Source organism: Steroidobacter gossypii (assembly GCF_016801985.1).
GTDB classification, from domain to species: domain Bacteria; phylum Pseudomonadota; class Gammaproteobacteria; order Steroidobacterales; family Steroidobacteraceae; genus Steroidobacter; species Steroidobacter gossypii.
In genome coordinates, this window is the sequence record NZ_JAEVLS010000002.1 from 191,271 (window position 1) to 212,175 (window position 20,905).

Annotated in this window: 21 protein-coding genes; 13 read left to right on the plus strand and 8 right to left on the minus strand. The window is 62.6% G+C overall.

Annotated features, from left to right (window positions below; all coding sequences use genetic code 11):
• Window positions 1-2: 2 nt before the first annotated feature.
• Entirely contained in the window at window positions 3-392 is a 390-nt protein-coding gene (locus JM946_RS08275; RefSeq protein ID WP_203166756.1) for a GFA family protein, read from the minus strand.
• Window positions 389-1,291, minus strand: coding sequence for an alpha/beta fold hydrolase (locus JM946_RS08280; protein WP_203166758.1), 903 nt, complete (start codon window positions 1,289-1,291; stop codon window positions 389-391). The genes JM946_RS08275 and JM946_RS08280 overlap by 4 nt, the downstream gene beginning before the upstream one ends.
• 110 nt (window positions 1,292-1,401) lie before the next feature.
• Between JM946_RS08280 and JM946_RS08285 the strand changes: the two genes are divergently transcribed.
• From JM946_RS08285 to JM946_RS08295, 3 genes are all read left to right on the plus strand, one after another.
• On the plus strand, window positions 1,402-1,779 hold the full coding sequence (locus tag JM946_RS08285) for a BlaI/MecI/CopY family transcriptional regulator (protein WP_269140953.1): 378 nt from the start codon (window positions 1,402-1,404) through the stop codon (window positions 1,777-1,779).
• On the plus strand, window positions 1,780-3,438 hold the full coding sequence (locus JM946_RS08290; RefSeq protein ID WP_203166761.1) for a M56 family metallopeptidase: 1,659 nt from the start codon (window positions 1,780-1,782) through the stop codon (window positions 3,436-3,438).
• A gap of 91 nt (window positions 3,439-3,529) precedes the next feature.
• On the plus strand, window positions 3,530-4,630 hold the full coding sequence (locus JM946_RS08295; RefSeq protein WP_203166763.1) for an ATP-dependent DNA ligase: 1,101 nt from the start codon (window positions 3,530-3,532) through the stop codon (window positions 4,628-4,630).
• Here JM946_RS08295 and ligD read toward each other — a convergent pair.
• The gene (gene ligD, locus JM946_RS08300; protein ID WP_407700527.1) at window positions 4,585-5,844 is read right to left on the minus strand and encodes a non-homologous end-joining DNA ligase; all 1,260 of its coding nucleotides are present in this window, start codon (window positions 5,842-5,844) and stop codon (window positions 4,585-4,587) included. The genes JM946_RS08295 and ligD overlap by 46 nt on opposite strands.
• A gap of 203 nt (window positions 5,845-6,047) precedes the next feature.
• On the opposite strand from ligD, the gene JM946_RS08305 reads away from it, so the two are divergent.
• The 3 genes from JM946_RS08305 to JM946_RS08315 are packed head-to-tail and all read left to right on the plus strand — an operon-like array spanning window position 6,048 to window position 8,276.
• A complete protein-coding gene (locus tag JM946_RS08305) occupies window positions 6,048-6,887 on the plus strand; it encodes an alpha/beta fold hydrolase (RefSeq protein WP_407700528.1) in 840 nt (279 codons plus the stop codon).
• Between the two features lie 10 nt (window positions 6,888-6,897).
• A complete protein-coding gene (locus JM946_RS08310; RefSeq protein WP_203166767.1) occupies window positions 6,898-7,503 on the plus strand; it encodes a helix-turn-helix domain-containing protein in 606 nt (201 codons plus the stop codon).
• A 14-nt stretch (window positions 7,504-7,517) separates the two neighbouring features.
• Window positions 7,518-8,276, plus strand: coding sequence for an SDR family NAD(P)-dependent oxidoreductase (locus JM946_RS08315; protein ID WP_218042689.1), 759 nt, complete (start codon window positions 7,518-7,520; stop codon window positions 8,274-8,276).
• On the opposite strand, the gene JM946_RS08320 is transcribed toward JM946_RS08315, so the two are convergent.
• The 5 genes from JM946_RS08320 to JM946_RS08340 form a co-directional block, all read right to left on the minus strand.
• Entirely contained in the window at window positions 8,273-8,620 is a 348-nt protein-coding gene (locus tag JM946_RS08320) for a hypothetical protein (protein WP_203166771.1), read from the minus strand. The genes JM946_RS08315 and JM946_RS08320 overlap by 4 nt on opposite strands.
• 20 nt (window positions 8,621-8,640) lie before the next feature.
• Complete coding sequence (locus tag JM946_RS08325) at window positions 8,641-9,513, minus strand: hypothetical protein (protein WP_203166773.1); 873 nt, start codon at window positions 9,511-9,513, stop codon at window positions 8,641-8,643.
• A complete protein-coding gene (locus tag JM946_RS08330) occupies window positions 9,510-9,701 on the minus strand; it encodes a hypothetical protein (protein ID WP_203166774.1) in 192 nt (63 codons plus the stop codon). Before JM946_RS08330 ends, JM946_RS08325 begins: the two co-directional genes overlap by 4 nt.
• A 117-nt stretch (window positions 9,702-9,818) precedes the next feature.
• Complete coding sequence (locus tag JM946_RS08335; RefSeq protein WP_203166776.1) at window positions 9,819-10,580, minus strand: SDR family NAD(P)-dependent oxidoreductase; 762 nt, start codon at window positions 10,578-10,580, stop codon at window positions 9,819-9,821.
• 15 nt (window positions 10,581-10,595) lie between these two features.
• Entirely contained in the window at window positions 10,596-11,447 is an 852-nt protein-coding gene (locus JM946_RS08340) for an IclR family transcriptional regulator (protein WP_203166777.1), read from the minus strand.
• 91 nt (window positions 11,448-11,538) lie between these two features.
• Here JM946_RS08340 and rhmD point away from each other — a divergent pair, with 91 nt between their 5' ends.
• Genes rhmD through JM946_RS08375 form a run of 7 tightly spaced genes read left to right on the plus strand, consistent with a single transcriptional unit; the run spans window position 11,539 to window position 20,899 of the window.
• A complete protein-coding gene (gene rhmD / locus JM946_RS08345) occupies window positions 11,539-12,726 on the plus strand; it encodes an L-rhamnonate dehydratase (protein WP_203166779.1) in 1,188 nt (395 codons plus the stop codon).
• Window positions 12,727-12,753: 27 nt separating this feature from the next.
• Complete coding sequence (locus JM946_RS08350; protein WP_203166781.1) at window positions 12,754-13,608, plus strand: fumarylacetoacetate hydrolase family protein; 855 nt, start codon at window positions 12,754-12,756, stop codon at window positions 13,606-13,608.
• A gap of 5 nt (window positions 13,609-13,613) precedes the next feature.
• Window positions 13,614-14,366, plus strand: coding sequence for an SDR family NAD(P)-dependent oxidoreductase (locus tag JM946_RS08355; protein ID WP_407700529.1), 753 nt, complete (start codon window positions 13,614-13,616; stop codon window positions 14,364-14,366).
• Window positions 14,367-14,399: 33 nt separating this feature from the next.
• The gene (locus JM946_RS08360; protein WP_203166784.1) at window positions 14,400-15,275 is read left to right on the plus strand and encodes an amidohydrolase family protein; all 876 of its coding nucleotides are present in this window, start codon (window positions 14,400-14,402) and stop codon (window positions 15,273-15,275) included.
• Window positions 15,275-16,324, plus strand: coding sequence for an L-rhamnose/proton symporter RhaT (gene rhaT, locus JM946_RS08365; RefSeq protein WP_203166786.1), 1,050 nt, complete (start codon window positions 15,275-15,277; stop codon window positions 16,322-16,324). Before JM946_RS08360 ends, rhaT begins: the two co-directional genes overlap by 1 nt.
• Window positions 16,314-17,612, plus strand: coding sequence for an MFS transporter (locus tag JM946_RS08370; RefSeq protein ID WP_203166787.1), 1,299 nt, complete (start codon window positions 16,314-16,316; stop codon window positions 17,610-17,612). Before rhaT ends, JM946_RS08370 begins: the two co-directional genes overlap by 11 nt.
• Window positions 17,609-20,899, plus strand: coding sequence for a family 78 glycoside hydrolase catalytic domain (locus JM946_RS08375; RefSeq protein WP_203166788.1), 3,291 nt, complete (start codon window positions 17,609-17,611; stop codon window positions 20,897-20,899). Before JM946_RS08370 ends, JM946_RS08375 begins: the two co-directional genes overlap by 4 nt.
• Window positions 20,900-20,905: the final 6 nt, after the last annotated feature.

Here is a 20,905-nt window from a genome sequence, read left to right on the forward strand (position 1 = left end):
AATCAGAACCAATAGTCCGCGACACACCGCCCATCTCGCGGCAGGTCCTCGAAGGTGTCCAGGCCGTCGAAGTGATCGATGGCGATCCCGGCCACCGCCTCCGGCTCCGCCAGCCGCAGATTCACCGCGATTCTCCGCCGCCCAGCCTCATCTTGTTTCAGCGCTCGCCAATGCGTCACGCAGCCGCAGGTGGGGCAGAAATTGAAGCTCAGCGCCTTGCCTCTGATATATGCCTGCGTCGACCCCGAAACGGTGATTCCTTCGCCTTCATAGTCGTACGCCCACAGCACGCCATAGCGACGGCAAGCCGTGCAATTGCATGCCGTGGCCCCATCCGGCACGCCCTCGAACCGCCACTGAACGGCGCCGCACAGACACGCACCCTGAATCATTGCTTGTCGCCTTCCCGTGACTGTTCGATGAGACTCATGATTGCATCGAGCACGAGCTGTGGCTCGTCCAGCTGAATATTGTGACCGGCCTTCCGGGCAACAATGTGCTTGCTGTTCATGGAAACGCCGGCGAGTTCCCGTTGCAGCTGCTGATGCACGGACTCGATCGCGATCTGCCAATCCCGGGGCAGGGGCATTTTATCGTCGGGAGATTGTGGCGCGCGCGTGAGCACGACCAATGGAAGCGTTCCGATGCTCATGCCGCCTTCGAACCGAGCGCTGTTTTTCGCGAAGTCGAACCATTCTCCACCCATGCCAGTTCTGTCAGGCCCTTCACGAAACGCCCGCATCAAGTCCGATTCGTCGTCGCCTCGCGCTGGGAGCACGGCATTGGTCCGCGCCAGTTGTTGTGGATGCGATGAGTCCACCAGCAACAGCCCGACGACCTCGGCGCGATATTGAGTGGCAAAGGCGAGGGCGTTCATGCCGCCCAGCGACTGACCTGCCAGCACGTACGGAGCAGCGATCTTTTCTTGGGCGAGCAGCGCGTGCAACTCGGCTGCAATATCAAAACTGGTGCGTGCACGCTCAGCCTTGCTGCTGCGGCCCAGCCCGACGCGGTCGTAAACGCAAATCCGTGTCGCCGCCGCAATCTTTGGCGCCAGCGCGGCCCAGCCTACAGCTCGCTTCCAGGAAAAAACCGTTTCGAGCGAAATGCCGCCGCCTTGCTCGACGATCACCGTCGGGCTGCCGGCGCCCTGGCACATATAACGAATCGTTTCGCCGCCAACCGCGGCATCCCGAAATCCCACGGTAGGGGAGGGTGCCGGAATGCTGGCGACCTGCGCCTGGGCCGAGGACCAGATGCACAGAAGGATGATGCTGGTGAGCAAACGCATGGCGCCGAAGTCCGTTTACCTGTCGAGCTCACTTTACCCGATCCGAGGCGTTACTACTATACACATAGTATTTATCGTGTACTATGTGCTTAGTAGTCAGTCGAGGCGGTATGAAGATTTCGCTTGGCAGCAGGGAGAGTGAGGTAATGGACGTGCTTTGGCGGCGCGGGCCGTCGACCGTCAACGAAGTCTTGAGCGGCTTGCGCGCCAAGCTTGCGTATACGACGGTGCTCACGATTCTGCAGAATCTCGAATCGAAGAAGTGCGTGCGACATTCTGTCGAAGGCCGCGCGCATCGTTACGAGGCGATTGTGGACCAGGCGGCTCTGCGGCGAACAGCAGTGCGGCAGCTCACCAAGAGGTTGTTCCGCGGATCGGCTGATCTACTGCTCGCTCAGCTGGTCGACGATCACAAGCTGTCGAAAGATCAGCTGCAGCGCATTCAAGCGATCCTGAACGAAAACGCGGACTCGAAAAGGAAGACCTAAGTGCTGAAATGGATGCTGTATGCGACGCTGGTCGCTGCGCTGGCCGGTCTGGCTGCGGTTGCCTGGGAACGTGCCGCCTCGCTTGGTCGATTCCCATCCCGATGGGCGTGGGTAGCGGCAATGGCCTTGTCAGTCTCCATTCCGCTCATTCAAACGTTCGCGCCGGTTCCCGTAAGCGAGCGAATTCTGGAGGTCGTGGGAGCTCCGGCGGTCACCAACTTCGATGCCATGGGCTCGTCCGGAGTTTCGATCCAGGCGCCACTCATACAGAACGTCGGGACGCAGGCGATCGACCAGTGGTTGGGTGCCCTCTGGCTATGTTTATCGGCAGCGGCATCGATCATGTTCGCGCTCGGACTTCATGCGGTGAGGCGAGAGCAGCGGCTTGGGGAGGTCACCGTCGTTGCGGGTCACCAGGTCGTGATCACTGAAAGCATCGGGCCTGCCGTCGTCGGCCTGATGAATCCAGTCATTCTTGTTCCGGGGTGGATTCGCCAGATGAGCGCCCGCCAGCGGGAGATGGTGATTGCGCACGAACTGCAGCATGTCCGAGCGAAGGACCAATGGCTGATTGGCGCCGCCATCGGCGTGTTGATTGTTTTTCCCTGGAACCTCGCACTGTGGTGGCACCTCAAAAAGCTGCGATTGGCCATCGAGCTGGATTGCGATCGACGCGTGCTCCGAACTCGGTTCGAGGCCGGCGAGTACGGTCAGGTGCTTGTCGATGCGGCGTCACTAGGCGCACACGACAGGGTTGTCGTTCCGGCGCTGATCGAATCTGCATCGTCGCTCGAGAAGAGAATCCGATCGATGCTCCGTTCGCGCGGAGCGCACGACAAGCCATTGACCGCGCTTCTCGCGCTTGCGTCCATGGCGATCTGCGCGTCCGCTGCAGCATTGGATCCGCCCGCCGGTCGCCCGTGGACACCGCATCGGACCGCAGGATCAGTCGATGGCGTGCCTCGCGTGCTCTCTCCGCAGAAGGAGCTGGAACTGCAGTGGCAGTCGCTCGTGGAGGTCCTTGCCCACTTCGAGCCGGGCATGTTGAACACCGACCGGTCCAAGACGCCGTTTGTATTCATCGCCGCGGACAAGGACGGCCGCGTGGTTCGCCATCACCTCGAGTTTCGGCCCGCGTGGCAGGACAATCCGATTCCCAGCGACGAGTTGCAAAACATGTTCGTCGAGCTGCTCGGTCAGCCAGCCGCCACGACTCCCTTGTTTCTACAACTGAGCCTGGCCTCGATGCGATTCGGCCCGAACCCGGCCATGGTGATTCTGGGAGTGAATCCAGGCGCCACGGCTCTCGACGCGGCGGCGCCTGCTATCGATCTGTCTGCGATCCAACGGGACCGCCGCTGGCTGGAGCCGCTGCTGATCGACAAAACGAACAATGAGCGCCTCATGATCGAACGCGCCGATCCGGCCGCGCTCAACGTTGGCCTCGCCAAGGGAACGGAGCTGTGGATAGCGTTGAGCGCGGAGGGGCAATTCGTTCGGGGAGGGCGGCGAAACATCATCGCCGATCCGAACGAATCACGGCATTTCGTCGAGAACGCTCTGCCGGGGGCTCATATCGGCGACATCGCGCGGGGTACGGCGGTGAGGGATGCCAAAGGAAACCGCGTTACGGTGGCCTGGCACTGGCTGCAGCAGTAATTCCAGCGTCTTCCGATGTCTGCGATGTCGAAACATTGATCGGGATCGGCGCGTTCACGCTTGGGCAGCGGGAACCGGGGATCGCCAATCGATGAAAGCCAGTGCACGGACCGAGACGCTCGAGGTGCAGCCGCCGGTGGAGCCGATGTTGGCCAAGTTGGCCGACGAGCTGCCGGAGGGCGCCTACCTATATGAGCCCAAGTGGGACGGGTTCCGGGCCATCGTGTTTCGGGGCAAGGACGATGTGTATATCCAGAGCCGCGACTCGCGGCCGCTCGATCGTTACTTCCCGGAATTGCACGAAACATTGCTGAAGCGCTTGCCGCGCAACTGCGTGGTGGATGGAGAAATAGTGATCGCGACGGAGCGGGGGCTCGACTTCGATGCGCTTCAGCTGCGGCTGCATCCGGCGGCGTCTCGCGTGCAGAAGCTGGCGAAAGAAACGCCGTCGTCGTTTGTCGCTTTCGATTTGCTCGCGACCGCACGGCGCAATCTGATGGAGCAACCGCAAGCCGAGCGACGTGCGGCGCTCGAGAGATTGCTGGGCGATGTCGAGGTGCCCGTCTACGTCACACCGGTCACCCGAGATCGAGCCACGGCGCTCGACTGGCTGACGCGCTTCGAAGGCGCCGGACTGGACGGCGTGATCGCGAAACCGGAGTCGGGGGTGTACCAGCCGGGCAAGCGAGCGATGATCAAGGTCAAACACGCGCGCACCGCCGAGTGCGTGGTCGCCGGGTTCCGCTGGCACAAGAGCGGCAAGGATGCAGTAGGTTCGTTACTGCTCGGTCTATATGACGACAACGGAGTGCTTCAGCACGTGGGCGTGACTTCCTCGTTCACGATGGCGGTGCGCAAGCAACTCGTCAAAGAGCTCGCGCCACTTCGCAAGAATGCCATGGAAGATCATCCGTGGCGCGAGTGGGGCGGAGCCGCCGCCGAAGCGAGTCGCATGCCCGGTGGGCAGAGTCGCTGGAGTGCCGGCAAGGATCTGTCATGGGAGCCGCTAAGGATCGAGCGCGTGTGCGAAGTGAAGTACGACCACATGCAGGGCGACCGCTTCCGGCATGCGGCCATTTTCCTTCGCTGGCGCCCCGACAAGCCACCCGAGGATTGTCGTTACGATCAGCTCGAAGTCACCAGGCCCTACGAGTTGGAGCGAATCTTTTCATCTGGATCGAGCGGCTCCTGAGCCGGCCGCAGCGCTTCCGGAACGTGCTGTAGATTGATGCGGATCCGAGTCCAGGTGCTGTAGCGGCCGCGCATTGCATCCACCAGAACGTCGGCGGGCTGTAAATGCATTGCTGCTTCCGAGTGCCGCGCTTTCCAGCGCTCCAAACCCGCTAACGCATCTTCCTTGCGCCGGGCGCGCCCGATCTCGATGAGCGGCAGTTTGGGCTTGCGGGTGGACTTGCGCTTGGACGGCTGAACGCGCGGCGGCTCCGAATCTTGCTTGCGGTAATGAGGCGGCCAGGGCGCATCGCCCAGACCCTGCTGCTCGAACAATTCAAGCAGCCCCTCGATCGAGCCGGCATGCTCATCGATACCGGCGTGCAGGTCGCCCAGCTTCTTGAAGCGGGCGGGCAGTGTGAGCAGGGTGAAATCCTCCGGCTCGCAATGATCGACTTCATCCCACGTGAGCGGCGCCGAGACACGTGCGTCCGGCTTCGGCCGCACGGAATACGCAGCGGCGACGGTGCGATCCTTTGCATTCTGGTTGTAATCCACGAACACACCCTGGCGCTCCTCTTTCCACCACGCACTGGTGGCGAGTTTCGGCGCGCGGCGCTCGACTTCGCGTGCCAGCGCCAGAGCTGCAAGTCGCACTTCATCGAAGCTCCAACGAGGCTGGATACGCACGCAGATATGCATGCCGCGTGAACCCGATGTCTTGGGCCAGCCAACCAGTTTGTAATCATCGAGCACCGCTCGAGCCACCGCGGTGACTTGCTGGATCTGTTTCCATGTGACGCCAGGCACAGGGTCCAGATCGACGCGCAGCTCGTCGGGATGATCGAGATCGTCGGCTCGCACTGGATGCGGATGCAACTCGAGGCAAGCGAGATTCGCCATCCACGCAAGCGCCGCAGCGTCGCGCGGTACGACTTCGTCCGCGGCACGGCCGGAGGGGAAGCGCAGCTCCACGACTTCGATCCACGGCGGCCGACTGCTCGGCGCACGCTTCTGATAGAAGTGATCGCCCTCGATGCCGTTCGGATAGCGCACCAGCATGTTGGGCCGACCGCCGGCGCCACGCAGGGCGCCTTCGCTCACTGCGATGTAATAACGGACCAGGTCGAGCTTGGTGAGCTTGGGCTGGGGGAACAGCACCTTGTCCGGATTCGAGATCGTCACCTCGCGATCCGCGATGTTGAGAATTTCGGCTGAGCTGTTCTTGGCCATGATGTGGGCAGCCCTTTCGCGTCGATGGTTCCTGTGGCGATACAGACGCAACGACCACGCCGCCGGCCGGTTCCAGGCGAAGGGCCGATTTGCACGGGGCAGCAGGCGCTTAACGCCGTTTAACGCCGATTCACGGGGCTGAACTTGGGCAGCACGCGCCAAGGTGGGAAAGTCTTCGCCACACCGGAACGCCCCGAAAATCTCAAATCCATAGGAATCCCGCAGTGAACACCATTAGCAGCAAAGACGGCACCCAGATCTATTACAAGGACTGGGGCCGCGGTCCGGTGGTGACCTTCTCCCACGGTTGGCCGCTCAACTCCGATGCGTGGGACGGGCAAATGCATTTTCTGGCGCAACAGGGATTTCGCGTGGTCGCACACGATCGCCGCGGTCACGGCCGGTCCGAGCAGGCGTCTTCGAACAACGACATGAATGGTTACGCCGACGATCTGGCCGCCGTCATCGAGACGTTGGATCTGAAGAACATCACCATGGTGGGGCATTCGACTGGTGGTGGCGAGGTCGTGCGATACATCGGCCGGCATGGCACCAAGCGCGTCGCCAAAGCCGTGCTGATCGGCGCAGTGCCGCCGCTCATGGTGAAAACGGCCGCCCATCCCGAAGGTATTCCGCTGGAAGTATTCGACGGTCTGCGCGCGTCCCTGGCCAAGGATCGTTCGCAGTTCTACCAGGAGTTCGCGATCCCGTTCTTCGGCGCAAATCGGGACGGCGCCAAAGTCTCGCAAGGCACGCTCGATCAGTTCTGGCTGTGGAGCATGCAGGCGGGCCTGAAGAACGCGTACGAGTGTATCAAGGCGTTTTCGGAGACCGACTTCACCGAAGATCTGCAAAAGATCGATGTGCCCACGCTGATCATGCACGGTGAAGACGATCAGATCGTGCCGGTCAACGAGACCGGCAGAAAATCCGAAAAGCTCATCAAGGGCGCCAAGGCCATCTATTACCCCGGCGCGCCGCATGGTCTGACCGCCACCCATCTGGATCGGATCAACGCGGATCTACTCGCTTTCCTCCGTAGCTGAGATCAAAAACATGGACAACTCAATGCTCTCGTTCGCGCTCACGAGCGCGGACCCTCCTGGCAGCCTCGGCCTTGCGACTTACTCGACTTCGGAGTCGAAGCACGGCTTTTCACTCTCACAAATGCACTCGGTGATGGCAGAACTGTGCTCCGCCGTCAGGTGCGCGCTCGACGACGAGCGCGTCACGGCCGAGGAGAGCCTGCGGCGTGCTACTGAAGTTCTGCAGAAAATGGGCGGCGCCGAAGCTGCTGCCAAGCCGGAGCAACCCATCCGCGGCGGCTTGTCGCCGTGGCAGATCCGCAAGGTGACCAGTCACGTCGAAGCCAATCTGGATCGGCCCATCACCAATGGCGAGCTGGCCGAGCTGGTGCGCTTGAATGCGTCACATTTCGGACGTGCGTTCCGAAACAGCTTCGGCGAGCCTCCGCACGAGTATGTGATCCGGCGTCGTGTGGAGCGCGCGCAGGGACTCATGTTGTCGACGGATGCATCTCTGAGCGACATCGCTTTGGAGTGCGGCCTGGCCGATCAATCGCACCTGACTCGACTGTTTCGCAGAATCGTGGGCGAGAGCCCGCGCGCTTGGCGTCGGGCGCGCATGGGCGCGCCGGCGTGAATCTTTCCAAGGAGATGTCTTTAGTGAACGTGAAGAATCAAGCCGTCGTCATCACGGGTGGCGGCGCTGGCATCGGCCTGGCGGCAGCGCGCCTGTTCGCCAGCGCCGGCGCGAATGTTTTAATCACCGGCCGGCGCGCCTCCAAACTCGAAGAGACCACCAGGCAGGAGCCTCGGATCGCATCGCTAATCGCCGATGTCGCGGATCCTCAGGATGCGCAACGTACCATTGACCGGGCCATCGAGCTGTGGGGCCGCATCGACGTGCTGGTCAACAACGCGGGTGCAGGCGCACCGATGGCGCTAGCCGATACAACGCTTGAACATCTGAAGTCGATCTACGCCGTGAACACGATGGGTCCGACGCTGCTCGCGGCTGCCGCCGTTGCACATCTCGTGAAATCGCGCGGCTCCATCATCAATATCTCGAGCAGCCTTGGCACCAAGGCAGTGGCCGGATTCGGAGACTACTGTGCGAGCAAAGCGGCTTTGGAACAACTGACGCGTTGCTGGGCGCTGGAGCTGGCGCCACACGGGGTGCGAGTGAACGCCATTGCCTCCGGGCCGGTGGAGTCGGATTTCCTGCGCGATCGCATGGGGCTCTCGTCGGCCGAAGTCGCAGCGGTGAAGGAACAGGAGCGCAAGGTCATTCCGATCGGCCGTCGTGGCGTGCCCGAGGACGTGGCGCGTTGGATTGTCGCGCTGGCCAGTCGCGACGCCGATTGGGTGACTGGCCAGGTGTTCGCCATCGATGGCGGCTTCACCCTGGTTTAAGCCTGCAAGTACCAGGGATCTCGCCAACTCAGCTCCGCAACGATTGCGGAGCTGCTGTCTGCGCCGGTGGGGAAGGTGTCGGCGATGATCAGTTTCAGCTGCACCTCGCGTTGGGTGCGCACGCGCAGATCCTTGCTCCAGAGATGTTGGTGCGCGAGCCAGACCGGCAGCGGATCATCCCCGTCCGCGGTGGGTTCGAGCCGAACGGATATCACCAAAGCGGACGGCGTCTCGACCGCCCATAGATGGCGAATCGCCGCATGGTCGCAGTACCAATCCTCGAGGGCAGTTGCGATGTCCGTGGGCCGGGGTTCGGGAAGCGAGCAGCGTGGGATGGCGTTCATGCGAGAAGCGTCCAGGTCGATCAGAGTCTGCCGGCGAGCCACATCGCCACATTGCGAACATAGCGGTGGATCGATGCCATCCCACGAGCGTCGTTCGGCAGGACGTACACGGGAGTTTCGCTCACAAAGTCGGGAGAGCCGCGAGTTGGATCCCAGTTGTAGTCGGCGAAGTGATGAAATGTGGATTGCACGATCGCCGGGCCGGCCGTGTCCGAGCGCTCGAAAGCGACCGCAATGTTGAAGCGCTGGCCGCTCGCCAGGCTGGTGCCGGTTGCAATCACGCGTGCGGAAGGATCCGATTCCGGTGCGATGACGGCGCCTTCGTGCGGATGGGCAGGGAGATACATGACCGTGCCCGTTTCCGCGTCTGTATCGCGCATGACCGGGTGCACCGGTAGCTCCGCTCGCACACGCTGCACATCGCCGTTTGCACCCGAGTGAAAATTCGGCCACTGGATCTGTGGCGTACCGCGATCGTCCGGCGGCGGCACCGGACCTGTGACATTGTGCGTGTGAAACAGATTGGCCGCGCCGACCGAGCCAAGAGTGCAAACGGAACAGCCCAAGTCCATGTGATCGCGTGCCAGCAGCAGTCCGCCGCCGCGAGCTCGGAATCGCTGGATCCCTGCACCATCCTCCTCGTGCAGGCCATCGCCTACATCGACTGCAAACAACCACAGCTCGTCATATGAGGAACGATCCAGCGTCGAGAGCACCGAGTCCGGCGCGCCGACCGCGTCGCGATCTCGAGCCGTGACCTGGAGCAGCGGCGAGCCGTCAGGGGCTCGCAGCGAAGTCAGATATTCGCGCAGCATCGAGAAACGACCGATGTGCCAGTCGTTGTCCGTGGTCTCGATGGTCGTCTGCAGCAGGATTCGAGTGGGCTTGATCATTGCGGCTGCTTCCATGCCGCGCAGTAGTCGTAGCACACGTGCAGTTCCTTGATAACCGTCAGGATCTGCTCCGAGGTCAGCACCACTACCGCATCCTTGGATTGCTCGATGACGGCACGGCCGTCCTCGGTCATGTAGACCTTGGTCTGTCTCGAGTCCGCGCTGTCCGCACGCACGTCCGCATTCATGGAGCGCCTCCCAACGTATCGTCTCGACTGTCGCGGGTGATGTTCCACCCGCGACAGCAGGAATACTTGAAGGATCGAGGCGCGACTTGGACGGGCGCAGGTTACGCCCGAGCGAAGCTATTGCAGATTGACGAACAAGCCGCCGTCCACCAGCACCGACGCGCCCGTCACATAGCGCGCGAGGTCGGAGGCGAGAAACACCACGCAGCCGGCGACGTCGTCGGGGCGGCCGAGGCGGCCCAGCGGGATGCGGCCTTCCATGTATTCGCGCTTGCCTGGCTGCGCCAGATCTTCCTTATTGATGGAGGTGGCGATCGTTCCCGGCATCACCGAGTTGCAACGGATGCCGTAGCGACCGAGTGCGATGGCGCACGACTGCATCAAGGAGTGCACGCCCGCCTTGGTGGGCGTGTAATGGGTTTGATATTCGCCGCCGACCAGCGCGCTGATGGAGCTGATGGCGACGATGGAGCCGCCATGGCCCTGGTCCTTCATCTGGTTCGCGGCCGCCTGAGTCATGTAGTAGGCGCCGTGCAGATTCACCTTGAGCGTGCGTTCCAATGTTTCCTGCGGCATGTCCAGAAACGAATGGAACGGGCAGATGCCGGCATTGCTGACGAACACGTCGACCTTGCCGAACTCCTGCACGGCGGCTTTGACGAAGGCGGTGGCAGTGGACGCGTCGGCCACGTCGCCTTTGACGGCGATGGCGCGGCGACCTTTCTTGCGCACCTCGGCGACGACTTTTTCGGCGTCGGCGCTGTTGCCATGGTAATTGATGGCGACATGCGCGCCGTGCTCGGCGCAACCGAGAGCGGCGCCGGCGCCGATGCCTTGCGAGCCGCCGGTGATCAGAACAACTTTATCTTGCAGTAACATCGATGGAGCCTGTCTTCAAATGCGACGTCCCTTGTCGGGTGGGCGAGGGGCGTTGGTCTTGCCAGGGTCCTCTTCCGGCAGCCAACCGAACTGCTCACTGATCGCCGCGGTGGTTTCCTTGACCGTCGCGGCGAGCGTGGCCATGCGGGCGTCGCTCATGTATTGAGCGGCGCCCGACACACTGATCGCCGCCACGATCCGGCCGCCCGCCCTGCGAATCGGGGCGGCGACGCAGCGAATGCGATCTTCGTTTTCTTCCAAGTCGAATGCGTAACCTTGCTGCGCGTAGGCGCGCATGCGCTTCAACCACGTTTCCCAATCGGCGCTCGAGGCCTTGTTGCCGCACTCGCTTTTCCAAAGCTCGCGCCAGCGGCTTTCGCTTTCATCGAGGATCAGGGCCTTGCCGAGGCCGGTGGTGGTGAGCGGCTGACGCTCGCCGACGCGCGAGCTGATCTCGATGCGGCGGCGTCCAGGAATCTTGTCGAGATACAAAGCGCGCCATTCTTCGAGCACGCCGAGATGGATCGTATCGTCGCTCGCATCGGCGAGCTCTTGCAGATAGGGGCGCGCCACGCGCGGCACATCCATCTGCAGGTTGGCGTTGTAGCCGAGCTCGAGCAGCTTCGGGCCGAGCCTGTAGCCCTCGCCCGGAGCAAATGTGAGATAACGTCGCTCCACCAGCGCGGAGGCGAGGCGATGCGTGGTGCTGCGGGTGAGGCCGAGCTGCTCGGCGAGCTCCGCGAGCCCGATGGTGCCGCCGGAGACCGCCTCCAGCACATCGAGGCCGCGAAATAGCGTTTGCGAGCCGCTCGGCTGGCTCGCGGCGGGCGCAGGCTTACCTTTGTTCTTGGGGCTGACCGTATTCATAAGAACTTCCTTGGAGGTGAGTTTAACGGTTGCTTGGCTCATTGGTCCCAATTTATAATATCTCATCCCACATAGTGAGATCCAGGGGAAAATGAACAAACCGGCCACCATCAAGCAGGTTCGCGCATTCGTGGTGCGTGGAGGGGGCGCGGATTATCACGACCAGGGCGGCGGGCATTGGATCGACGATCACATCGCCACGCCCATGAGTCGTTATCCCCAGTATCGCCAGAGCCGTCAGAGTTTTGGCATCAACGTACTCGGCACCTTGGTGGTGGAGATCGAAGCGTCCGACGGCACCGTCGGTTTCGCAGTCACCACGGGCGGCGAGCCGGCCGCCTACATCGTCGAAAAGCATCTCGCGCGCTTCCTGGAAGGCGCGCCGGTCACGGAGATCGAAAAGATCTGGGACCAGATGTACTTCTCCACTCAATATTACGGCCGCAAGGGCCTGGTGGTGAATGCGCTCAGCGGCGTCGACCTGGCGCTGTGGGATCTCAACGGCAAGCTGCGTAACGAACCCGTTTATCACATGCTCGGCGGCGCGGTGCGCGACGAGCTGCAGTTCTACGCCACCGGCGCGCGTCCGGATCTGGCGCAGAAGCTGGGCTTCATCGGCGGCAAGATGCCTTTGCATCACGGCCCCGCCGAAGGCGCCGAAGGTTTCCGCAAGAATCTGGAAGAGCTGGCGTCGATGCGGGCCAAGGTCGGCCCGGATTTCTGGCTCATGTTCGATTGCTGGATGAGCCTGGAGCTCAACTACGCCATCCGGCTTGCGCAGGCGGCGCACGAATACGATCTGAAGTGGATCGAAGAGGCGCTGTCACCCGACGACTACTGGGGCTATGCCGAGCTGAAGAAACAGGCGCCTCGGGGCATGTTGGTCACCACTGGCGAGCACGAAGCTACTCGTTGGGGTTTCCGCATGCTGCTCGAGATGGGTTGCTGCGACATCATTCAGCCGGATGTGGGCTGGTGCGGCGGCATGACCGAGCTCATCAAAATCTCCGCGCTCGCCGATGCTCGCGGCGCGCTCGTCATTCCGCACGGCTCTTCCGTGTACAGCTATCACTTCGTGATCACGCGTCATAACTCGCCGTTCGCGGAGTTCCTGATGATGGCGCCCAAGGCCGACCGCGTGGTGCCCATGTTCAATCCGCTGCTGCTCGAGGAGCCGGTGCCGGTGAACGGCAGGCTCAAGGCCAGCGAGCTCGATCGCCCCGGCTTCGGCGTCCGCTTGAATCCGGACTGCCCGCTGCACCGTCCCTACACCCACTGAAGTTTCGCCCAATTCGCAGGATCGCTCATGAAGTTATTGCGCTATGGCCCGAAGGGCCAGGAAAAGCCCGGGCTGCTCGACGGGACCGGTACCATCCGCGATCTGTCGGGTCACATCGCCGACATCACTCCCGAGGTGCTCTCCAAGCAAGGCCTCGCGAAACTGGCGGCGCTCGACCCCGAGTCGTTGCCCGCCGTGTCCGGCACGCCGCGCTATGGCGTTCCGGTGAACGGCATCTCCAAGTTCCTCGCCATCGGCACCAACTTCTCGGATCACGCGCGCGAATCGAACATGCCGATTCCCACCGAGCCGCCGGTGTTCACCAAGTTTGTTTCCTGTCTCAACGGCCCGAACGACGACGTGATGCTGCCCAAGGAGGCCACCAAGGCCGATTGGGAAGTGGAGCTGGGCTTTTTCATCGGCAAGCAGGCGCGCTACGTCGAGGAGTCGCAAGCGCTGGACTACATCGCCGGCTACGTGCTGGTGAACGACGTGAGCGAGCGCGCCTTCCAGCTCGAGCGCGGCCCGACCTGGGACAAGGGCAAGGGCTTCGATACTTTCGGTCCGGTCGGGCCGTGGCTGGTCACGCCCGACGAAGTGGGCGATCCGCAGAATCTGAACATGTGGCTGGATCTGAACGGCAAGCGCATGCAGACCGGCAACTCCAACACCATGATCTTCAACTGCGCGCAGATCGTCGCGTATCTCAGCCGCTTCGTGACTTTGATGCCCGGCGATCTGGTGACCACCGGCACGCCGCCAGGCGTGGGCCTGGGACAGAAGCCCACGCCGATCTGGTTGAAGGCCGGCGACACCATGCACCTGGGGATCGACAAGCTCGGCGAGCAGAAACAGAAAGTGGTCGCTTGGAGCCGGGGCTGATGAGCGTGACGATTTATCAGGGTCGCTTCGCGGGGCAGACCGCGGTTATCACCGGCGGCGCTTCGGGCGTCGGGCTCGCGCTGGCCGAGCGCTTCACCAAAGAAGGCGCGAAGGTCAGCATCTGGGATCGGGACGTGCAGCGTCTGGAGCAGGCCAAGCAGACTTCCGGCGCGGTTCACATACAAACAGTCGACGTTTCGGACGAAGCGCAGGTCGCAAAGGCCGCCGCCACGTCCTACGAGGCGCTGGGCAAGCGCATCGACATTCTGGTGGCCAGCGCCGGCATCACCGGCCCGACGACCACGCTGTGGGACTATCCACCGGCAGACTGGCGGCGCGTGATCGACATCAACTTGAACGGTGTGTTCTACACCAACAAGTTCATCGTGCCGTACATGAAGGAGCGCGACTACGGTCGCATCGTGAATATCGCTTCGGTGGCGGGCAAGGAAGGCAATCCCAACGCGTCGGCGTATTCCACGTCCAAGGCCGGCGTGATCGGCCTGACCAAATCGCTGGGCAAAGAGCTGGCGAAAACCGGCATTCGCGTGAACTGCGTGACGCCGGCGACTTTCAAGAGCCCGATTCTCGAGCAACTGACCCAGGCGCAGATCGATTACATGGTCTCGCGCATTCCCATCGGCCGCGTCGGCGAGATCGACGAGGTCGCAGCGTTGTGTTGCTGGCTGGCGAGCGCGGAATGTTCGTTCAGCACGGCGGCCACTTTCGATATCTCGGGCGGCCGCACGACGTACTAGCCGTCGCGGGTCGTTCGGAATTTAGGGGGACGAGTGCAAGTAGTCGATCCACACGTGCATCTGTGGGATCTGGGGCAAGTGCATTTGCCCTGGCTGTCGCCCGCGAGCGTCGCTTACTCCGGTGACAATCGCCTGCTGCCGCGTACGTTCACTCCGAGTGAGCTGCGCGCTGGCGCGGGGGACGTCGAAGTCCTCAAAGTCATCAACGTCGAAGCGAATCCGCAGGACGCCGTGGCGGAGACACGCTGGTTACAGTCTCTCGCCGATACGACCGGCTACCCGCAAGGCATCGTGGCGCTGGTGGATCTCGCGCAGCCGGACGCCGGCACCGCATTGGCTGCGCATGCCGAATCGACGAATCTGCGCGGCATCCGCCAGATTCTCAACGTGCACTCGAATCCTCTCTATGACTATGTGTCCCGGCATTACATGCAGGACACCCAGTGGCGCGCCAACCTGCGTCTGCTGGCCAGGCACAAGCTGTCGTTCGATCTGCAGATCTATCCTTCGCAGGCGCCGCTCGCGGCGGAAGTGATCCGCGAGAATCCGGATATTCCTTTCATATTGAACCACGCGGGCATGTGGGTGGATCGCACGCTGACCGGCTGGCGCGAATGGCGCAACGGCCTGCGCCTGCTGGCGGCGCTGCCAAACGTCACCGTGAAGATCAGCGGCCTGGTGATGTTCGATCATCTCTGGACCATCGAAAGCCTGCGCCCGTGCGTGCTGGACGCGATCGATGCGTTTGGCGTCGAGCGAGCGTGTTTCGCTTCCAACTTTCCCATCGACGGCCTGCACGCCAACTACGCGGAGCTGTGGCACGCGTACGCGGACATCGTGGCCAGCGCTTCTCCGCAAGAGCAACGCGCGCTCTTCGTTTCCAACGCCGAACGGATCTACCGCGTCTGATGCAAATTCTCCTGGGTGTCATCTACCACTTCATCGGTGGTTTCGCGTCTGCGAGCTTCTATCTGCCGTTCAAGAACGTGCGCCGCTGGTCGTGGGAGACCTATTGGCTGGTGGGCGGCATTGCTTCGTGGTTGCTGGCGCCTTGGGTGGCCGCGACGCTGACAGTTCCGGGCTACATGGACATCGTGCGCGAGACGCCAAGCTCGACGGTGTTCTGGACCTACATCATGGGCCTGCTGTGGGGCATCGGCGGCCTGACGTATGGGTTGTCGATGCGCTATCTCGGGTTGTCGCTCGGCGTGTCAGTCGTGCTGGGATTCTGCTCGGCGTTCGGTGCGTTGATTCCGCCGATCTATCGCGACATCGCGGGGCTGGAGGGAGAAACATTCTCCGGCCTGATGGCGGAGACCGGCGGCCAGCTGGTCGTGCTTGGCGTGTTCGTCTGCCTGGTCGGCATCGCCATCTGCGGCCGTGCCGGCGTCATGAAAGAACGCGAGCTTTCGCCGGCGGAAAAAACCGCATCGGTGCAGGAGTTCGCGCTGGCCCGTGGCCTGACGGTCGCGGTGATCTCGGGCATCCTGAGCGCGTGCTTCAACTTCGGTTTGGAAGCGGGCAAGCCGATGGCGCAAATGGCCGAAGCGGTCGGCGCCAATCCGCTGTTCCGAAACAACGTGGTGTTCGTGGTGGTGCTGTGGGGCGGCCTCACGACCAATCTGTTGTGGTGTCTGGTGCTGGCGGCGCGCAACCGCTCGTTCTCGGATTACACCAACAAGGAGGCGCCGCTCGCGAAGAACTACATCTTCGCGCTGCTCGCGGGCACGACCTGGTTCCTGCAGTTTTTCTTCTACGGCATGGGCGAGAGCAAGCTGTCGAACGGCGCGGCGTCGTGGATCCTGCACATGGCGTTCATCATCGCGCTCGGCAACATGTGGGGCTTGTTTCTGAAAGAGTGGCGTGGCGTGAGCAAGAGCACGCTGGCGACAGTGTTCCTCGGCATCGGCGTACTGCTGCTGTCGGTGGTGATCGTGGGGTACGGCAATGCGCTCTGAATCGGCCGTCCCGACTTTCGAGGAGGTGGATAGCTCCACGCGCGTGGGCCGGCACCGTTGGGTGATTTGCGCGCTGCTGTTCATCGCCACCGTCATCAACTATGTCGACCGGCAGATCCTCGGCATTCTGAAGCCGGTGCTGTCGGACGAGTTTCAGTGGAGCGAAGTCGATTACGCCAACATCGTGTTCTGGTTCCAGGCGGCGTATGCGATGGCGTATGTCGTGTGGGGCCGCACGGTCGACCGCGTCGGCGCGCGCTGGGGATATTTCGTGGCCTTCGCGATCTGGCAGGTGGCGCACATCGCCCACGCCGGTGCGAGCAGCGTCGCGCACTTCATCGCGGCTCGCGTGGCGCTTGGCGTCGGCGAGGCGGGCAGCTTCCCGGCCAGCCTCAAGGCCGTAACGGAATGGTTTCCTAAGCGCGAGCGCGCTTTTGCCACCGGTGTCTTCAATGCGGGCTCCAACGTCGGCGCCATCATCACGCCGTTGATCATCCCGAGCATCACCATCGCACTCGGCTGGCAGGCGGCGTTCGTGATCACCGGCGTCGTCAGCTTGTTGTGGCTGGTCGTTTGGTTGATGTTTTATCGCGCGCCACGGCTGAGCAAGCGTGTCGGCGCCGCCGAGCTGGCGCACATCGAGAGCGATCCGCCGGATCCGCCGGTCGCGGCGGTGGGCTGGGGCACGGTGCTGCGAAAGAAAGAAACCTGGGCCTTCGCCATCGCCAAGTTTCTCACCGACCCGATCTGGTGGATGTTTCTGTTCTGGCTGCCGGACTTTTTCGCCAAGACCTATGACCTCGACCTCAAGAGCTATGGGCCGCCGCTGGTGGTCGTGTATCTGCTGGCCGACGTCGGCAGTATCGCGGGCGGCTGGTTCTCGCTGAAGCTGATTCGGGGCGGCCGCTCGATCAACTTCGCTCGCAAGACGGCCATGTTGGTGTGTGCGCTGATGGTCACTCCGATGTTCTTCGCGCAGCAGGTGAGCTCGCTGTGGCTGGCAGTGCTGATCGTGGGCCTGGCAGCGGCGGCTCATCAGGGCTTCTCCGCCAATCTGTTCACCATTCCGGGTGACGTGTTTCCACGTCGCGCGGTGGGCTCGGTGATCGGCGTCGGCGGCATGTTCGGCGCGCTGGGCGGCATGCTGATGGCGAAGTACGTCGGCTATGTGCTCGAGAAGCTCGGCACCTACACGCCGATGTTCATCATCGCGGGCTCGGTCTATCTGGTCGCGTTGCTGCTGATCCATGTCTTGTCGCCGCGCTTGCAAGAAGTGGATGTGAAATGAAGCTCACTCGTCGTCAGGCATTGCAGGGGGCGGCCGCGACGGCCGTCCTCGTCGGCGGATGCAAGACGACGCCTGTCGATCCGGGCGCGCAGTCTGTCGCTCATATCGAAGATTTGCGCGTCGATTACGTCGATCGCCCGTTGGGCACGGCGGCGACTGCGCCGTTGCTGTCGTGGAAGATGCGCAGCGAGCGCCGTGGCGCGCGGCAGGTTGCATATCGAATTCTAGTCGCACGCAGTGAAGCTGCGTTGTCGTCTGTCGATGCCGATCTTTGGGACAGCGGGCGGGTCGATAGCGATCGCTCCTTTGCCATTCCGTATGGTGGCGCCGCGCTCAGGTCGCGTGAGAGGGCGCATTGGCGGGTGGAAGTTTGGGACGAGCAGGGCACGCAGCTGCAGAGCGCAGGCTCATGGTGGGAAACGGGGCTCGGACCGGACGATTGGCAAGGCGATTGGCTCGTTGCCGAAGACGCCGAGACGCTTGCTGAGCGCGCCATAGGTTTGAATTGGATTTGGGGCGAGGAGCCGCTGGCGTCGCCGCGACGTTTTCGCTGGCCGTTTACTTTGCGTGAGCGGCCGGTGGAGGCGAGCTTTTTCATTTCGGCTAAGGACACGCTGGCGGGCTTGTGGATGGATGGCGAGCCCCTGCTGCGGCCCGAGCCGAAGCAGTGGACCTCCTGGGGCATGTTCACCAGGCTGGATCTCACTGCGCAGCTCGCCAATGCCGGCTCGCACGTCATCGCGCTCGAAGTCACCACACGTAAAGATCAACCGCGGCCAGTGTTCGGAGGCGCGGTCGTGGGCTATCTGCGATTGAAGTATGCGGATCAGCGCGTCGAACGATTGCCCACCGGGCCCCAGTGGCGAACCACTCTGGCTCCCCGCAATTCCCTCGATGATTGGACACAGGTGCGCTTCGATGATGCGGCGTGGAACCGAGCGCAGCCCGTGCGTGAGCCTCCGGAGTGTCATCCATGGCTCCCTGCGCCGGCTGTCTTGCTGAGGACTGAATTCACTGCGAAGGCAAAGCCGGTTCGCGCGCGGTTGTATGCGACAGCGTTGGGTGCATACGAGGCCAGCATCAATGGTCGGCGTGTCGACGATCGCAAGCTTGCCCCGGAGAGCACCGACTTCCGCAGTCGGGCCTTGTATCAAACATATGATGTGACCTCGCTGGTGCAGGCGGGAGCCAACGCTCTGGGCTTCATGGTCGGCGACGGTTGGTTCGCCAGCAAGTTCAGCTATCTCGACATGCGTTATTCCTTTGGCCCGCCGCCGCGGCGGCTCAAGGCGCAGCTCGAGATTTGGTTCGAGGATGGCTCGCGGCAGATCGTGAGCACCGGACCGCAGTGGCAAATTGCAGCGTCACCCATCGTCGCGTCGGATATCTACGATGGCGAGACTTACGACGCTCGTCTGGAGCAGCGTGGCTGGAATGAGGTCGGCTTCTCGTTGGCTGCTCCGGCGTCGGTCGGCTCGACGCCGTCTTGCAAACTGGATCCGCAGATCAGCGCGCCCATTCGTGTCTCCGAACGACTGAGGGTTCGTTCCGTCAATGAACCTCGGCCCGGTGTGCGGGTTTATGATTTCGGGCAGAACATCGCCGGCTGGGCCGCGATCAAAGTGCGCGGCAAGGCGGGCACGCGACTGCGGCTCAGGTTTGCGGAAGTGCTGAAGCCGAACGGCGAGCTCGATGTATTTACTTTGCGTCGGGCCGCGAATACGGATGTTTATATTCTGCGCGGCGAGGGGGTAGAGACCTTCGAGCCTCATTTTACGTATCACGGCTTTCGGTATGTCGAGGTGACGGCGGATGCGCCGGAGGGTGAGGCGACCTGGCAGCTCGATCACATCGAAGCGGCGGTGGTTCACAGCGATCTGGCCATTGCGGGCAAGTTCAGGTCGTCGGATCCGACGATTGAGGCTCTGTGGCGTGCGACGCTGTGGAGTCAGCGTGCGAACTTCTTTGGCGTGCCCACCGATTGTCCGCAGCGAGATGAGCGCATGGGTTGGACGGGAGACGCGCAGATCATCTGGGATGCAGCTGCGTTCAATCAGGACATCGCGGCGTTCACGCATCGTTTCATGAGTGATATTCGGGCCGGGCAGTTGCCGACCGGTGAGATGCCCGACACGGCGCCGTTCTGGAAACTCGGCGAAAACACGCCGGGTTGGGCGGATGCCGCCGCCATTCTTCCGTGGACCAGCTGGCAGCGTTATGGCGACACCAAAGTCATCGCTGAGAATTGGGCGGCGATGGACCGGTGGCAGCGGCGGCTTCTCGAGCTGAATCCCGACTACGTGTGGCGTAACAGTCGCGGACTGGACTACGGCGACTGGCTTTCAGTCGATGCCAAGAGCAGAGAAGACATCACCACGCCGCGCGAGTTGATCAGCACCGCGTACTGGGCCTACAGCGCGCAGCTCATGTCCCAAATGGCGACGGCCATTGACCGTCGAGCCGACAGCGAACGCTATGCTCAACTCGCCGCCGCGATCAAACGTGCGTTCGTCACGCACTTCGTGACTCCGGAAACCGATCAAATGGCCGGGCCGGCGCAGAACGGCGTCCGCGGCGGAACGGGCGCGGCGATGCGCATTGGCAACGGCAGCCAGACCAGTGCAGTCCTGGCGCTCAAGTTCGATCTGCTCCCGCCGGAACTGCGACCGGTCGCGATCAAGCAGTTGGCGGGCGATATCCGACGGCGTGACACGCATCTGTCGACGGGCTTCTTGGGCACGCCGTACATCCTCGACGCGCTGGCCGAGCATGGCGAAGCCACGCTGGCGATCAGCTTGTTGCTGCAAACAACGTTTCCTTCCTGGGGTTTCATGTTCGCCAACGGCGCGACCACGCCATGGGAACGCTGGGACGGCATCAAAGACGGCGTCATCACCGGTTCGCTGAACCACTACGCCCTGGGCGCTGTCGTAGGTTTTCTATACCGACGACTGGCAGGCATCGATGCCGCGACGCCTGGATTCGAGCGAGTACGAATTCGCCCGCTCAAAGATGCTCGTCTGAGCGCCGGTGGCGGAATGTACGAAGCGATCACGGGCACGATCGCGACTGACTGGCGCGTGCTGGACAGCGGCGCCTATCAGCTCGACGTCGCGCTGCCGGCAAATACACGCGGCGAGATTCATATTCCCGCGCGGGGCACACAGACCATCAAGGAAGGACGTCGCTCCATCGACGGCCGCGCCGACGTGCGTCTACTGACGCGCGATGGCCAGACAGCGGTCGTAGAAGTGGCGTCGGGTCAGTATCGTTTCACTGCAGAGTAGGCCCCG